This window comes from Paracoccus sp. N5 (genome assembly GCF_000371965.1).
GTDB lineage: Bacteria > Pseudomonadota > Alphaproteobacteria > Rhodobacterales > Rhodobacteraceae > Paracoccus.
On record NZ_AQUO01000001.1, the window covers coordinates 2,844,021 to 2,858,015 of the forward strand.

General features: G+C 68.5%; 16 protein-coding genes. 9 read left to right on the forward strand and 7 right to left on the reverse strand.

Features of this window, described 5'->3' with window-relative positions; all coding sequences use genetic code 11:
• Positions 1 to 10: 10 nt before the first annotated feature.
• Entirely contained in the window at positions 11 to 748 is a 738-nt protein-coding gene (locus tag PARN5_RS22200; RefSeq protein WP_081614976.1) for a DUF2062 domain-containing protein, read from the forward strand.
• On the opposite strand, the gene PARN5_RS0114405 is transcribed toward PARN5_RS22200, so the two are convergent.
• The 3 genes from PARN5_RS0114405 to PARN5_RS0114415 all read right to left on the reverse strand — a co-directional run bounded on the left by PARN5_RS0114405 (position 656) and on the right by PARN5_RS0114415 (position 4,095).
• Positions 656 to 1,963: an FAD-binding oxidoreductase gene (locus PARN5_RS0114405; protein ID WP_018000480.1), complete on the reverse strand. Its 1,308-nt coding sequence runs from the start codon at positions 1,961 to 1,963 to the stop codon at positions 656 to 658. The genes PARN5_RS22200 and PARN5_RS0114405 overlap by 93 nt on opposite strands.
• Before the next feature lie 66 nt (positions 1,964 to 2,029).
• Positions 2,030 to 3,388 carry a glutamine synthetase family protein gene (locus PARN5_RS0114410; RefSeq protein WP_018000481.1) on the reverse strand — a complete coding sequence of 453 codons (1,359 nt, stop codon included), beginning with the start codon at positions 3,386 to 3,388 and terminating at the stop codon, positions 2,030 to 2,032.
• Positions 3,385 to 4,095 (reverse strand): type 1 glutamine amidotransferase, encoded by a 711-nt coding sequence (locus PARN5_RS0114415; RefSeq protein WP_018000482.1) that lies wholly within the window; start codon positions 4,093 to 4,095, stop codon positions 3,385 to 3,387. The genes PARN5_RS0114410 and PARN5_RS0114415 overlap by 4 nt, the downstream gene beginning before the upstream one ends.
• 141 nt (positions 4,096 to 4,236) lie before the next feature.
• Between PARN5_RS0114415 and PARN5_RS0114420 the strand changes: the two genes are divergently transcribed.
• The 3 genes from PARN5_RS0114420 to PARN5_RS0114430 all read left to right on the forward strand — a co-directional run bounded on the left by PARN5_RS0114420 (position 4,237) and on the right by PARN5_RS0114430 (position 6,602).
• Entirely contained in the window at positions 4,237 to 5,376 is a 1,140-nt protein-coding gene (locus tag PARN5_RS0114420; protein WP_026155440.1) for an aminotransferase class V-fold PLP-dependent enzyme, read from the forward strand.
• Between the two features lie 82 nt (positions 5,377 to 5,458).
• Complete coding sequence (locus PARN5_RS0114425; RefSeq protein ID WP_018000484.1) at positions 5,459 to 5,920, forward strand: DUF883 family protein; 462 nt, start codon at positions 5,459 to 5,461, stop codon at positions 5,918 to 5,920.
• A gap of 10 nt (positions 5,921 to 5,930) precedes the next feature.
• A complete protein-coding gene (locus PARN5_RS0114430; protein ID WP_018000485.1) occupies positions 5,931 to 6,602 on the forward strand; it encodes a phage holin family protein in 672 nt (223 codons plus the stop codon).
• A 50-nt stretch (positions 6,603 to 6,652) separates the two neighbouring features.
• On the opposite strand, the gene grxD is transcribed toward PARN5_RS0114430, so the two are convergent.
• Both grxD and PARN5_RS0114440 read right to left on the reverse strand, forming a co-directional pair.
• A complete protein-coding gene (gene grxD, locus PARN5_RS0114435) occupies positions 6,653 to 7,015 on the reverse strand; it encodes a Grx4 family monothiol glutaredoxin (RefSeq protein ID WP_018000486.1) in 363 nt (120 codons plus the stop codon).
• 38 nt (positions 7,016 to 7,053) lie between these two features.
• Entirely contained in the window at positions 7,054 to 7,296 is a 243-nt protein-coding gene (locus tag PARN5_RS0114440) for a BolA/IbaG family iron-sulfur metabolism protein (protein WP_026155441.1), read from the reverse strand.
• Between the two features lie 88 nt (positions 7,297 to 7,384).
• Here PARN5_RS0114440 and PARN5_RS0114445 point away from each other — a divergent pair, with 88 nt between their 5' ends.
• On the forward strand, positions 7,385 to 8,581 hold the full coding sequence (locus PARN5_RS0114445) for a crosslink repair DNA glycosylase YcaQ family protein (RefSeq protein WP_018000488.1): 1,197 nt from the start codon (positions 7,385 to 7,387) through the stop codon (positions 8,579 to 8,581).
• 53 nt (positions 8,582 to 8,634) lie between these two features.
• Here the strand turns inward: PARN5_RS0114445 and PARN5_RS0114450 are convergent, their stop codons facing one another.
• Positions 8,635 to 9,378, reverse strand: coding sequence for a Bax inhibitor-1/YccA family protein (locus tag PARN5_RS0114450; protein ID WP_018000489.1), 744 nt, complete (start codon positions 9,376 to 9,378; stop codon positions 8,635 to 8,637).
• Positions 9,379 to 9,500: 122 nt separating this feature from the next.
• On the reverse strand, positions 9,501 to 10,469 hold the full coding sequence (locus tag PARN5_RS0114455) for an NADPH:quinone oxidoreductase family protein (protein WP_018000490.1): 969 nt from the start codon (positions 10,467 to 10,469) through the stop codon (positions 9,501 to 9,503).
• A gap of 180 nt (positions 10,470 to 10,649) precedes the next feature.
• On the opposite strand from PARN5_RS0114455, the gene PARN5_RS0114460 reads away from it, so the two are divergent.
• The 4 genes from PARN5_RS0114460 (at position 10,650) to PARN5_RS0114475 (ending at position 13,908) form a co-directional block, all read left to right on the forward strand.
• Positions 10,650 to 11,009, forward strand: coding sequence for a helix-turn-helix transcriptional regulator (locus PARN5_RS0114460; protein ID WP_018000491.1), 360 nt, complete (start codon positions 10,650 to 10,652; stop codon positions 11,007 to 11,009).
• A 79-nt stretch (positions 11,010 to 11,088) separates the two neighbouring features.
• Entirely contained in the window at positions 11,089 to 11,904 is an 816-nt protein-coding gene (gene hisN / locus PARN5_RS0114465; protein ID WP_018000492.1) for a histidinol-phosphatase, read from the forward strand.
• A 76-nt stretch (positions 11,905 to 11,980) separates the two neighbouring features.
• Positions 11,981 to 13,366: a magnesium transporter gene (mgtE, locus tag PARN5_RS0114470; protein WP_018000493.1), complete on the forward strand. Its 1,386-nt coding sequence runs from the start codon at positions 11,981 to 11,983 to the stop codon at positions 13,364 to 13,366.
• Entirely contained in the window at positions 13,351 to 13,908 is a 558-nt protein-coding gene (locus tag PARN5_RS0114475) for a 5-formyltetrahydrofolate cyclo-ligase (protein ID WP_026155443.1), read from the forward strand. Before mgtE ends, PARN5_RS0114475 begins: the two co-directional genes overlap by 16 nt.
• Positions 13,909 to 13,995 lie beyond the last annotated feature (87 nt).

Genomic DNA, 13,995 nt, shown 5'->3' on the forward strand with positions numbered 1-13,995 from the left:
GGGCGGGGCGATGTTCAAGCGCAGGAAACCGCTGAGCTACGCTCAGATGTGGACCGAGATGTTCTATCCCCGCTCGGGCTGGAAGCGGGCGTCGAAATACGTGCTGCACCGGCTGCGGCGGCTGCCCGACCGGCCGCATCGCGTGGCGCGGGGCTGGGCGGCGGGGATCTTCGTCTCGTTCACGCCCTTCTTCGGCTTTCACCTGATGGGGGCGGCGCTGATCGCCTGGATCATCCGCGGCAATATCCTCGCGGCGCTTTTGGGCACTTTCGTCGGCAATCCGCTGACCACGCCCTTCGTGGCGCTGACCGCGACCGGGCTGGGCCGCTGGATCCTGGGGGTCGAGGGCAAGTTCACCCCGCATCTGATCTTCGAGGAATTCACCCGCGCCGGCAGCGAACTGTGGAACAACCTGCTGGCGCCGGTGACCGATCGCGTCGCGCATTGGGACCAGCTCTTGCAGTTCAACGAGCAGATCTTCACGCCCTATATGGTCGGCGGCGTGATCGAGGGCCTGCCGATCTGCATCGCCATCCACTATCTGACGGTGCCGGTCATCAAGGCCTATCACCGCCACCGCGAAAAGCAGATGGCCGAGCGCATCGCCCGCGCCAAGGCCCGCCGCGCCGCCGAGCTGGCCTCAAGGGCCCAGCCCTCAAAAACCCAGCCGGTCGCGCAGGGAATACCAGCCCATGCCGGCGACCAGCAGCGGCCAGCGCAGGGCGGCTCCGCCGGGAAAGGGGCGTGAGGGCAGGGCGGCCATGGTGTCGAAACCCTGCGCCTGACCCGCCACCGCCTGCGCCATCAGCTTGCCGGCCAGCGTCGCCAGCGCCAGCCCATGCCCGGAATAGCCGCTGGCCGACAGGCAGTTCGGCGCCGGCCGGGCAAAACAGGGCATCCGGTTCATGGTGATCGCCAGCGTGCCGCCCCAGGCATGGGTCAGCCTGATGTCGGCCAGCCCGGGATAGATCTCCAAGAGCGGCTTTCGCACCTTGGCGGCGATGTCCTTCGGGAAGCGATAGCTGACATTCTCGCCGCCGCCAAAGATCAGCCGGCCCTCGGGGTCCAGCCGCCAGTAATTCACCACGAATTTCGTGTCATGCACGCCGATGGGCCGGGTCAGAACCTCGGCCGCCCGCGCGCCCAGCGGCTCGGTCGCGACGATGAAATTGTTGATCGGCATCACCCGCGCGGCGATCCGCATGTCCAGATGGCCCAGATAGCCATTCGCGGCCAGGATGACATGGTCGCAGATGACCCGGCCCTTGCCGGTCTGCACGATGCTCTTCTCGCCCGCCCGGCCGTGGCGGATGTGATGGACATGGCTCAGTTCGCGGATCTGCGCCCCGGCCGCATCGGCCAGCCGCGCCATGCCAAGTGCCAGGCCCAGCGGATCGAGATGCCCGGCGCCATGATCGAGCTCGCCGGCGATATAGGCCGCCGAGGGCACCAGCGCCCGGAACGCATCCCGGTCCAGCGCCTCGATGCGCGCGTAAGCGTAATCGCGCGCCAGCTTCTCGATCATGCCGCGGGCATGGTCGAACTCGGCCGGCTTGCGAAAGGCATGGGCGATGCCATCGGCGACCGGCACGCCCGAGCGCGCGGCCAGATCGCGGGTCAGGGCCTTGGCCTCTTCGGCCATGTCCCACAGCCGATGCGCGGCCGGAACGCCGGCCAGCCGCTCCAGCTCATCGACCTCCAGCCGCTGCCCCGAGCCGAGCTGGCCGCCATTGCGCCCCGAGGCGCCGAAGCCGACGCGATGCGCCTCCAGCACCATGACGTCGAGTCCCGCCTCGGCCAGATGCAGCGCCGCCGAAAGCCCGGTGTAGCCCGCGCCCACCACGACGACATCGGCCCGCGCCTCGCCGCGCTGCTGCGGAAAGGCCGGCAGCGGCGCGCGCGTCGCGGCGTAAAGGCTCGGCGGATATTCCCCCAGCCGGTCGTTGGAAAACAGCAGGTTCATGCCGGCGCTTCTTTGCTCCACAAATACCCATGCGACGCGCGCGGCCGGGACCGACCCGCGCCGATCTCACACGTTCAGCAGCAGATGCTCACGCTCCCACGGGCTGATGACTTGCAGGAACTCCTTGTATTCGTTGCGCTTCACCGCCTGATAGACCGCAACGAACTCGGATCCCAGCACCTCGCGCATCGGCGCGCTCTCGGCCATCAGGTCCAGCGCGTCGCCTAGGTTATAGGGCAGCTCGTCCTCGGACATATAGGCGTCGCCCAGGCATTCCGCGCGCGGGTTTTCCTGTTCGCAGAGCCCCAGATAGCCGCAGGCAAGGCTGGCGGCGAGACCCAGATAGGGGTTGCAATCCATTCCCGCCAGGCGGTTTTCCAGCCGCCGCGCCTCGGGGCCGGAGATCGGCACGCGCAGCCCGGTGGTGCGGTTGTCGCGGCCCCATTCTAGGTTGATCGGTGCCGCGAAATCAGGGACATAGCGGCGATAGCTGTTGACATAGGGCGCGAGCAGCGCCACCGCCGCCGGCAGGTGCTTCTGCATCCCGGCGATGAAATGCAGGAAGGCCGGCGTCTCGCGGCCCTGCGGGTCGGAAAAGATGTTGCGGCCATCCTCCAGCCCGACCACCGAATGGTGGATGTGCATGGCGCTGCCGGGCTCGCCCTCGATGGGCTTGGCCATGAAGGTGGCGAAACAGTCGTGGCGCAGCGCCGCCTCGCGGATCAGCCGCTTGAAATAGAAGATCTGGTCGGCCAGATGCACCGGGTCGCCGTGGTTCAGGTTGATCTCGACCTGGCCGGCGCCGCCCTCCTGCAGGATGCCGTCGATCTCGAAACCCTGCGCCTCGGCGAAGTCGTAGATGTCGTCGATGACCTTGCCGTATTCGTCCACCGCCGACATGGAATAGGCCTGCTTCGCCGCCGCCCGCCGGCCCGAGCGGCCCATGGGCGGCATGATCGGCTGGTTCGGGTCGATGTTGCGCGCGACCAGAAAGAATTCCATCTCGGGCGCGACGATGGGCTTCCAGCCCTTCTGCCGATAGAGTTCGAGCACGCGCTTCAGCACATTGCGCGGCGCAATGGGCACCGGCCTGCCGGACTGGTCCGAGACGTCGTGGATCACCTGCAAGGTCACGTCCGCCGTCCAGGGCGCCGCCGTCGCGGTGGAAAAATCCGGCGTCAGGATCATGTCCGGTTCGGTGAAGGCGCCCGAGGGGTTGTCGGCCCAGTCCCCGGTGATGGTCTGCAAAAAGATCGAGTTCGGCAGGTAGAACCGTTCCTGATGCGCGAATTTCGAGGCCGGCATGGCCTTGCCGCGCGCCACCCCGGCGATGTCGGCGACGATGCATTCGACCTCGTCCAGCCGGCGGCCGGCGACGTAATCCTGTGCGGCCTGCGGGGTCTCGTCGATCCAGTGCGATCTCATGCGACACCCCGCCGGGCTTCGGCCATGCTGGCGCGGGGCTGTTTCAGGAAATGCTCGATGCGGTCGGCGATGCCGGCGGAATGCAACGGCCCGCCCATGCGCGCCCGCGCGGCGTCCTGCAAGGGCTCGGGCACCACCCCCTTGGCGCGGTGGTCGAGTAGCCCATGGATGAAATCGTCGCCGAATTCGGGATGCGCCTGCACGGTCAGGGCACGATCGTCATAGGCCAGCACGGCATTCTCGCAGAAATCATTGCTGGCCAGCACCGTCGCGCCCGGCGGCCTCTCCTGCACCTGGTCCTGGTGCCAGGCGTTCATGGTGACAAGCTCGCCTTCGAAATCATAGTCCTGCGGGCCGATGGCCCAGCCGCCGGGATGCTTCGCGACCTTGCCGCCCAAGGCCTGGGCGATGATCTGGTGGCCGAAGCAGATGCCGACCATTGGCACATGCTCGGCATAGGCGCGGCGGATGAAATCCTCGAGCGGCGGGATGAAGGCGTGGTCTTCATAGACGCCGTGGCGCGAGCCGGTCAGCAGCCAGCCCTCGGCGTCGTGGACCGAGGCGGGAAACGCCATCGCCTCGACGTGATAGCTGGTGAATTCGAAGCCGCGCCCCGCGAGCAGCCGCTCGAACAGGGTGTCGTAATCGCCCAGTTCGCCGCGAATGACCTCGGGCGACTGGCCGCATTTCAGGATGCCGATGCGCATGATTGGCCTGTTGATTGTCCAGGTGCAAAGCTAGTCGCGCCGCCCGCCGCGGGCAAGGGGCTGCGACTTATGGCGGGGCTGGCTCGCGCGCGCGCCCCGCGCTAGGCTGCGACCCGCAGGACCAGCAATGAAGGACAGACCATGCCCGGACTTCGCCCAGACGTGGACCCCGAGGGGCTTCAGGAATTCTCGGTCGTCTTCACCGACCGCTCGCTCAACCATATGTCGCAGCGGTTCCAGGCCGCCATGCGCGAGATTTCGGCCAACCTGCGCGACGTCTACGCGGCCCAGGCGGTGGCGCTGGTCCCCGGCGGCGGCACCTGCGCGATGGAAGCAGTGGCGCGCCAGTTCGGCCGCGATGCCCATGCGCTGATCATCCGCAACGGCTTCTTCAGCTTCCGCTGGAGCCAGATCTTCGAGGCCGGCGGCTTCGCGCGCGAGACCACGGTGATGATGGCCCGCCCGGCCGGGAACGAGCCGCGCGCGCCCTTCGCCCCCGCGCCCATCGACGAGGTGGTGGCCCGGATCCGCGAGACCCGCCCCGAGGCGATCTTCGCCCCGCATGTCGAGACGGCGGCGGGGATGATCCTGCCCGATGATTATATCAAGGCGCTGGCCGATGCCGCGCATGAGGTGGGCGCGATCCTGGTGCTCGACTGCATCGCCTCGGGCGCGATCTGGGTCGACATGGCCGCGACCGGCGTCGACGTGCTGATCTCGGCCCCGCAGAAGGGCTGGTCGGCCTCGCCCTCGGCCGGGATGGTGATGTTCTCGGCCCGGGCGCTGGAGCGGCTGGAGCAGACCACCAGCGACAGCTTCGCGCTGGACCTGAAGAAATGGCGCGCGATCATGAAGGCCTATGAGGACGGCGGCCATGCCTATCATGCCACCATGCCGACCGACGCGCTGATCGGGCTGCGCGACGCCATGGCCGAGACCCGGGCGCTGGGCTTCGAGGCCGCGCGCGAGGCGCAATGGCGGCTGGGCGAGGCGGTGCGCGCCGACCTGGCGCGGCGCGGGCTGCGCTCGGTCGCGGCCGATGGCTTCGCGGCGCCGGGCGTGGTGGTCTGCTATACCGACGACCCCGAGGTGCAGAACGGCAGGAAATTCCTGGCCGAAGGCTATCAGATCGCCGCCGGCGTGCCCCTGCAGGTCGGCGAGGGCGAGGGCTTCCGCAGCTTCCGCATCGGGCTTTTCGGGCTCGACAAGCTCAAGGACGTGGATGGCACCCTGGCGCGGCTGCTGCCGGCTTTCGACGCGGTGTTGCCCGAGGCGTCCTAAATCGCGCCCGGCGGTGGAACAATCGGCGGGGTGTCGCGGTTCTGTCTGCGAAACCGATACAGCCTTGTGAAAGGAGATTGCCATGGCCAATCCTCAATCCACCGCCGATGACATGAAGAACGAAGCCCGCAAGGCGGCGGACGATCTCGGTCAACATGCCCGCGACGCCGCCGACGACATGGGCCGGCATGCCCGCAATGCGGCCGACGACGCCAGCGCGGCGCTGGACAGCGCCCGCGAGCGTGGTGCCGAGCTTTACGAGACGGTGCGGGAAAAGGGCCAGGAATTCGTCGAGACCGCCCGCAAGCGCGGCGAGGAATATGTCGAGGCGGCGCGCGAGCGCGGTCACGACTATGCCGACCGCGCCCGCGGCGAGGCCCGCCGCCTGTATCGCGAGGGTGAGCGCCGTGCCAGCGAGGTGGCCGAGCATGCCGAGGAATATTACGACGAGGTTTCGACCATGGTGCGCCGCAACCCGGCGCAGGCGCTTGGCATCGCCGCCGGCGTCGGCTTCCTGCTGGGCCTGATCATCGCCCGTCGCTGAGCGCGCCGCCATGTTCGCCTATACCAGGAACTTGCAGCTTGCCCTGACGGACAAGCTGCGCCGTGCCGGGCTGATGGCCGGGGCAGGGGTGGCGCTGCTGGTGGCGGCGGGGTTCCTGCTGGCGGCGCTGTGGACCTGGCTGGCCTATCACCTGCACTGGGGTCCGCTCTGGGCCTCGCTGGCGATCGGCGCCGGGTTCCTGCTGATCGGGATCATCCTGATGCTGGCCGGCGGCAAGGAGCGTCATCCGACGCCCAGCACCGACCAGCTGAAGGCCGAGATCGAGGAGCAGCTGCACCTTGCCGCCGATGCGGCGGTCGAGAAGGTCAGCGGGCTTGCGGACCGCACCCTGGACCGCGCCTCGGAAAAGGCTGGCGAGATGGTCGATCGGGCCAGCCAGCGGGTGCATTCCGTGGCCGACACCCTGGCCTATCGCGCCGATCGCTTCGCCGACCGGACCGAGGCCCGCGTCGTCGGCGCGGTGCGCAAGGCGGGCGAAAGTGCCTCGCGCAAGCTGGGCCTGCCCGCCGATGCGGCCGAGCGCGTCGCGCAAGGCGCCACTCAGTCCCGCGCCGCGCCCTTCGTGCCGCTGATCGGCGCCTTCGCGATCGGCATGACCTTGGCCTCGCGCCTGGGCGGCCGCCGATCCGAGGACGATTGGGACGGTGACGAGCGCTGGTGAAAACAGCAAAAAGCCCGCCGAAAGGCGGGCTTTTTCGCTGCGGTGCGTGCTCAGGCGTTCGCTTCGCGGATCTTGTTCGCGGCGTCCTTGTCATAGGCGACGCCGGCCTTGTCGAAGAGCTGGTCGAGCTCGCCCGAGAGCGTCATCTCGGTCACGATGTCGCAGCCGCCGACGAACTCGCCCTTGACATAGAGCTGCGGGATGGTCGGCCAGTCCGAGAAATCCTTGATGCCTTGGCGGATGTCGGCATCGGCCAGCACGTTCACGTCGCGGTAATCCACGTTCATGTAGTTCAAAACCCCGGCCACCCGGCTGGAGAAGCCGCATTGCGGCATTTCCTTGGTGCCCTTCATGAACAGGACGACGTCATGGCCGTCGATGGTCTGCTGGATCTGCTGGCGTGCGTCGGTCATATCTGCGGTTCCTTGCTGAAGCACGGCGTGCTTGCGATTTACTCGGGGGCCTTGGTGGTCAGCGCCAGCGCATGCAGCGCGCCGCTCGGCCCGTCCATCTTGCCTTGCAGCGCGGCATAGACCGCGCGTTGTTGCTGGACCCGGTTCAGGCCACGGAAACTCTCGTCGATCACCTCGGCCGCGTAATGGTTGCCGTCGCCGGCCAGGTCGGTGATCGTGATCCTGGCCTGCGGGAAGGCGGCGCGGATCAGGGCTTCGATGTCATGGGCTTCCATTGCCATGGCGGATCCTTTCCTTGTTCTGCATGATGTAGGCCAAGCCCGGGCGCCCCGCAAGGTCGCCTCCCCGCGCATCATTCGAACGGACGCCATGACGCTGCCCCTGCTGACGAACCGCGACGCCCGCCGTCTGTTCCTGGACCGCCACCTGTTGTTGCGGCCCGGTTCGGGCCCGGGGCGCGGCGCCGATCTGGAGGGGGTGCTGACCGGGCTGGGCTTCGTGCAGGTCGACAGCGTCAACACGCTGGCGCGGGCGCATGACCTGATCCTGTGGTCGCGGCGCGGGCAGTATCGGCCGGCGGCGCTGGAATCGCTGATCGCCCGGCAGCGTGCCGCCTTCGAGCACTGGACCCATGACGCCGCGGTGATCCCGATGCGCTTCTATCCGATGTGGCGGCTGAAATTCGCCCGGGACGAGGCGCATATGCAGCGCCGCTGGCCGAAATGGCGGCGCGCGGGCTGGGACGCGGAATTCGACAGCGTGCTGCGCCATATCGCCGATCACGGCCCGGCCTCGACTTCGGACCTGGGCGGGGACGCGCCGCGCGGCTCGGGCGGCTGGTGGGACTGGCATCCCTCCAAGACGGCGCTGGAATACCTGTGGCGCTCGGGCCGGCTGGCGATCCGGCATCGCAGCGGCTTTCGCAAGGTCTATGACCTGGCCGAGCGGGTGATCCCCGAGGCACAACGGGCGGCCCGGCTCGACGATGCCGAGATCCTCGACTGGGCGCTGTCGGCGGCGCTGGAGCGGCTGGGCTTCGCCACCTCGGGCGAGCTGGCCGCGTTCTTCCAGATCGCCACGCCCGACGAGGCGAAGGCCTGGTGCGCCCGGGCCTTGGCGGCGGGCCGCATCGCCGAGATCGAGGTCCAGACCGCCGACGGTCCGCGCCGGCGCAGCTATGCCCTGCCGGACCTGGCCGACCGGGTCGCGGCGCTGCCCGAGCCTTCGGGGCGGGTGCGGCTGCTCTCGCCCTTCGATCCGGCGCTGCGGGACCGGGCGCGGGCCGAGCGGCTGTTCGGCTTTCGCTATCGCATCGAGATCTTCGTGCCGGCGGCGCGGCGGCAATACGGCTATTACGTCTTTCCCGTGATGCAGGGCGACCGGCTGATCGGCCGGCTGGATGCCCGGCGCGACGGCGAGGCGCTGGCCGTGCGCGCCTTCTGGCCCGAGCCGGGGCAGCGCATGGGCAAGGCGCGGCTGGCCGGGCTGCTGGCCGAATTGCAGCGCCTGCTGCCGCTGGCCGGGGCCCGGGACATCCGCCTGGCTGCGGACTGGCTGCGGGCATGAAAAAACCGCCGGGGGATGCCCGGCGGTTCGATGGCGTCAGTCCGGGGTCGCGATCACTCGCGGTTGCCCATGAATTGCAGCAGGAACATGAACAGGTTCAGGAAGTCCAGGTAGAGCTGCAGGGCGCCCATGATCGCGGCCTTGCCCAGGAAATCCCGGTCCGAATTCGCCAGCTGCAGATAGGTGTTCTTGATGTTCTGCGTGTCGAAGGCGGTCAGGCCGGCAAAGATCAGCACGCCGATCGCCGAGATGGCGAATTGCATGGCGCCCGATTTCAGGAAGATGTTCACGATCGAGGCGACGATCAGCCCGATCAGGCCCATCATCAGGAAGGTGCCCATGCCCGACAGGTCGCGCTTGGTCGTGTAGCCGTAAAGCGACAGGCCGGCAAAGGCGATGGCCGTGATCAGGAAGGTCTGGATGATCGAGAAGCTGGTGTAGACCATGAAGATCCAGCTGATCGACAGGCCCATCAGCGCGGCGAAGACATAGAACACCGTCGTCGCGGCCGAGACCGAAAGCCGGTTCAGCGCGGCGCCGAAGCCGAAGACCACCAGCAGCGGCGCGAACATGATGACCCAGCGCAGCGGCGACGTATAGATCGCGGCGCCAAGCGAGGTCAGCGTGCCGTCCGGGTTCATGGCCAGGCCCGAGATGCCCCAGGCGGCGCCGGCGGTCACCAGCATGGCCACGGCCATCAGGCCATAGACCTTGTTCATATAGGCGCGAAGGCCTTCATCCACGGCAGCCGAGCGCGTCGCGGTCCCGGCCGTGCGGATCGAATTGTAATCTTGCATAGGTTCTCCCCGGTCGAAAATCGCGGTGCGGCCGCTACGGCCCACCATCCCCGCAAATATCGGTCACGCGACCCGGGATTTCAATGCAATCCCGCCGGAATGCGGGGCATTTGACGAAAATTTCATAGGCTAACGATCACCTTTCCGGTCGAGCGCCGCGACTCGAGCAAGGCATAGCCCTCGGCAAGCTGCGCCAGCGGCAGGGAGGCGCCGACATGCGGGCGCAGCCGGCCCTGCGCGTAAAGCGAAAACAGCGCCGCGATGTCCTGGCGCAGGGCGGCGGGGTCGAGCTTGCGATAGCCGCCCCAATAGAAGCCGTGGATGGCGATGTTCTTGACCAGCGCGTGGTTCAGGGGCAGGGCGGGCGGCTTGCCGCCGGCAAAGCCGATGACCAGGAAGCGCCCGCCGGGGCGCAGCGCACCGAAGGCGGCCTCGCCCGGGGCGTCGCCGACCGGGTCATAGACCACATCGACGCCGCCCAGATCGCGCAGCGCCGCGCGCAGGTCGGGGCAGGTGGCGCTGTCGATGGTCTCGGCGGCACCGGCCGCGCGGGCGATGTCGAGCCTGTCGGCGCCGCGCGCCACGGCGATGACGCGGGCGCCAAGCGCCGCGCCGATCTCGACCGCGGTCAGCCCGACGCCGCCGGCGGCGCCCAGCACGGCCAGCGTCTCGCCCGCCCGCAGGCCGGCGCGCTGGGTCAGGACGAAATGGCTGGTGCCATAGGCGATCAGGAAGCCCGCTGCCTGATCGTAGCCCATGCCGTCGGGGATCGGGTAGCAGTCCGCGGCGGCAAAGAGATTGGCCTCGGCCATGGTGCCCTGGGCCTGCACGGCGACGCGAGTGCCCGGCGTCAGGTCCACGCCCGGGCCGGCGGCCAGCACCTCGCCCGCGCCCTCGAGCCCGGGGATGAAGGGCAGGGGCGGCGTCTCCTGGTAGCGGCCGGTGGTCATCAGCAGGTCGGCGAAATTCAGCGCAGCGGCGCGCAGCCGCACCAGCACCTGACCGGGCCCGGGTTCCGGCAGGCGCAGCACGCCCGGCACGGGAAGTCCCGCCATTTCCTTGATTTGCATCATGTTCCACTCGTCGCCCATGATTCACACTCCTGGCTGAAAACGCGAATCCCGCGCCGGTTTTTCTTGTGTTTCCCGAGGCTTCGGATAGTCCGCCTGCGGGTGTGTCCGCGATTGTCTTTTTGGACAGGTCCACATTATCGAACTCGAAAATTGCGTCAAACTGGTGTAGCGCCCGTTTAGATTGAGTGAGGTGTTACCATGAAGCACAATGTGGACGTCCATGTCGGCAAGCGCATCCGCCACCGGCGGTGGATGATCGGCATGACCCAGCAGCAGCTGGCCGAGAAGGTCGGGATCAAGTTCCAGCAGATCCAGAAATACGAGACCGGGATGAATCGCGTCTCGGCGTCGCGGCTGTGGGACATCGCCCAGGCGGTGGACGTGCCGGTCAGCTTCTTCTTCGAAGGGCTCGAGGACGCGCATCTGCACGACGCGGTCGAGGGCGACATCCTGGCCGACAAGGAAGCGCTGCAGCTGGTCCGGGCCTATTACGCCATGCCCGAGGCGCAGCGCCGCCAGATCTTCGAACTGGCCCGGGTGCTGTCCGACGCGGCCTGAATGACGGCCGGCCCGCACAGGCTTCCGCTTCCGAAGCCGAGCGGCTAAACCTGCGCCCAGGCAAGCACGGGGGCAGGCGATGACAAGCGCGAACGAAGACATCCCTGTCGAAGGGGCCGAGCGGATCATGGCCGTGGCGCATCGCCTGGCCGACGCGGCCCGGATCGAGACCCTGGGCCTGTTCCGCAGTCCCGGGCTGCATCCCGACAACAAGGCGGGCACCGGCTTCGACCCGGTGACCGAGGCCGACCGGGCCAGCGAGCGCGCCATGCGCGCGATCCTGGCCGCCGAGCGCCCCGAGGATGCGATCCTGGGCGAGGAATACGGCGTCCAGAACGGACAGAGCGGCCTGACCTGGGTTCTGGACCCGATCGACGGCACCCGCGCCTTCATCTGCGGCGCGCCCAGCTGGGGCGTGCTGATCGGTCTCTCGGATGTCGGGGGGCCGATCTATGGCATCGTCGACCAGCCGCATCTGGACGAGCGTTTCGAGGGCGGCTTCGGCCGCGCCCGGCTGATCTCGCGCGCGGGCGAGCAGGCGCTGGCCACGCGCCGGGGCGTGGCGCTGGCGCAGGCCACGCTGCTGACCACCTATCCCGAGGTCGGCAACCCGACCGAGCATACCGCCTTCCGCCGCGTCGCGGACCGGGTGCAGCTGATCCGCTATGGCCTCGACTGCTATGCCTATGCGCTTTTGGCGGCCGGCCATGTCGACCTGGTGATCGAGGCCGGGTTGCAGCCCTATGACGTGGCCGCCCCCATCGCGCTGGTGCGGGCGGCAGGCGGCACCGTCACCGACTGGCAGGGCGGCCCGGCGCATCATGGCGGCACCATCCTCGCCGCCGGTTCGGCCGAGTTGCATGCCGAGGCGCTGGCGCTTCTGAACCGCGATTGAGCCCCGCGCGCCGCGCCCCTATGGTGGCGCCGACCGAAATCCTCGCCCCAGCCCCCGAGTTCCGAGGAGCCAGCCGATGACCGAGCCCCGCGAAGCCGAGACCGAGATCCCCGAGGACGATTTCCAGCTGAGCCGCGCCGGGCAGGAGGCGATCAACACCGCCATCGATGCCGGCGACGGCCCGGCGCTGGACGGGCTCTTGGAGCCGATGCATGCCGCCGATATCGCCGACCTGATCGAGCAGCTGACCCCCGCGCGGCGGCGCGAGTTCCTGCACCTGTATTCCGGCGAGATCGACGGCGAGATCCTGTCCGAGATCGACGAATCGATCCGCGACGAGGTGGTCGAGCAGCTGCCGCGCGAGGTGCTGGCCGAGGCCGTGCGCGAGATGGACAGCGACGATGTCGTCGACCTGATCGAGGACATGGACGCGCCGGAGCAGCAGGAGATCCTGGCCGCGCTTGACGACAGCGACCGGGCGGCGGTCGAGCGCTCGCTGAACTATCCCGAATATTCGGCCGGCCGGTTGATGCAGTCCGAGGTGGTGACCGCGCCCGAGCACTGGACCGTGGGCGAGACCATCGATTTCCTGCGCACCGAGGAATGGCTGCCCGACCAGTTCTATCACGTCATCCTGGTCGATCCGCGCCGCCATCCGGTCGGCTATGTCACGCTGGGCAAGCTTCTGGCCTCGCGCCGCGACGTGGCCCTGCGCGCCATCACCGAGGACAGTTTCCGCACCATCAGCGCCCGGGCCGAGGAAGGCGACGTGGCCTATGTCTTCAACAAGTATCACCTGATCTCGGCCCCCGTGGTGGACGAGGACGACCGGCTGGTCGGCGTCATCACCATCGACGACGCCATGTCGGTGCTGGACGAAGAGCACGAGGAGGACTTCCTGCGCATGGCCCGGGTCTCGGACGACAGCCACGTCTCGGACGGGCCGTTCCAGACCGCGCGGCAGCGGCTGCCCTGGCTGGTGACGAACCTGTTCACCGCCTCGCTGTCGGCGCTGGTCATCTCGCGCTTCGAATCGACGCTGGCGCAGCTGGTGATCCTGGCGGCGCTGATGCCCATCGTCGCCTCGACCGGCGGCATCGCCGGCACGCAGTCGCTGGCCGTCGCCGTGCGCGCGCTGGCCACGCGCGAGCTGACCAGCGCCAACGCCCGCCGCGTCATCCTGCGCGAACTGGCGGCGGGGATGCTGAACGGGCTGGGGCTGGCGGTGATCCTGTTCCTGGCCGGCAGCCTGATCCTGGGCGCGCCGATGATCGGGGCGGTGCTGGGCATGGCGATGATCGCGAACCAGATCGTCGCCGCGACCGGGGGCGTGCTGGTGCCGCTGGGGCTCAGCCGGCTGGGGCTGGACCCGGCGCTGGCTTCGGGAACATTCGTCACCACCATGACGGATATGATGGGATTCTTTGCATTTCTGGGGTTGGCCTCATGGATACTGATCTGAAATCCGCGCTTCGCGTGCAGGCTTTGGCGGCGCGCGCCGCGGGCGGCGACGATGCCGCCATGGCCGAGCGGCTGATCGCCGTGCTGGCGCCGCATGCCGGCAAGGTGCTGGCCGGCTATTGGCCGATGCGGGACGAGGCCGACCCGCGCCCGGCCATGGCGGCGCATGACGGCCCGGTCTGCCTGCCGGTGGTGCCTGGCCGAGCCCGGCCGCTGCTGTTTCGCGCCTATGACGGCCGGCTCGAGCCCGGCGGCTTCGGCACCAGCCATCCGCCGGCCGATTCGCCCGAACTGCGCCCCCAGGTGCTGATCGTGCCGCTGGCCGGCTTCGACCGCGCCGGCAACCGGCTGGGCTATGGCGGCGGCTTCTATGACCGCACGCTGGAGATGCTGCGCGCCGAGGGCCCGACCGTCGCCATCGGCCTGGCTTATGCGGTGCAGGAGATTCGGGCGATTCCCTGCGAGCCGACCGACCAGCCGCTGGACATGATCGTCACCGACCGGGATCTGATCCTGCCGGAGCGAAAAAATCCTGTGGCGTGAGCACCGGAACGAAGCTGCAACCCCGGCGCGAGCTTCATGGGGACAAGCCTGTGGAAAACACCTGAACGGCGGCCCCGAACCCGGCCT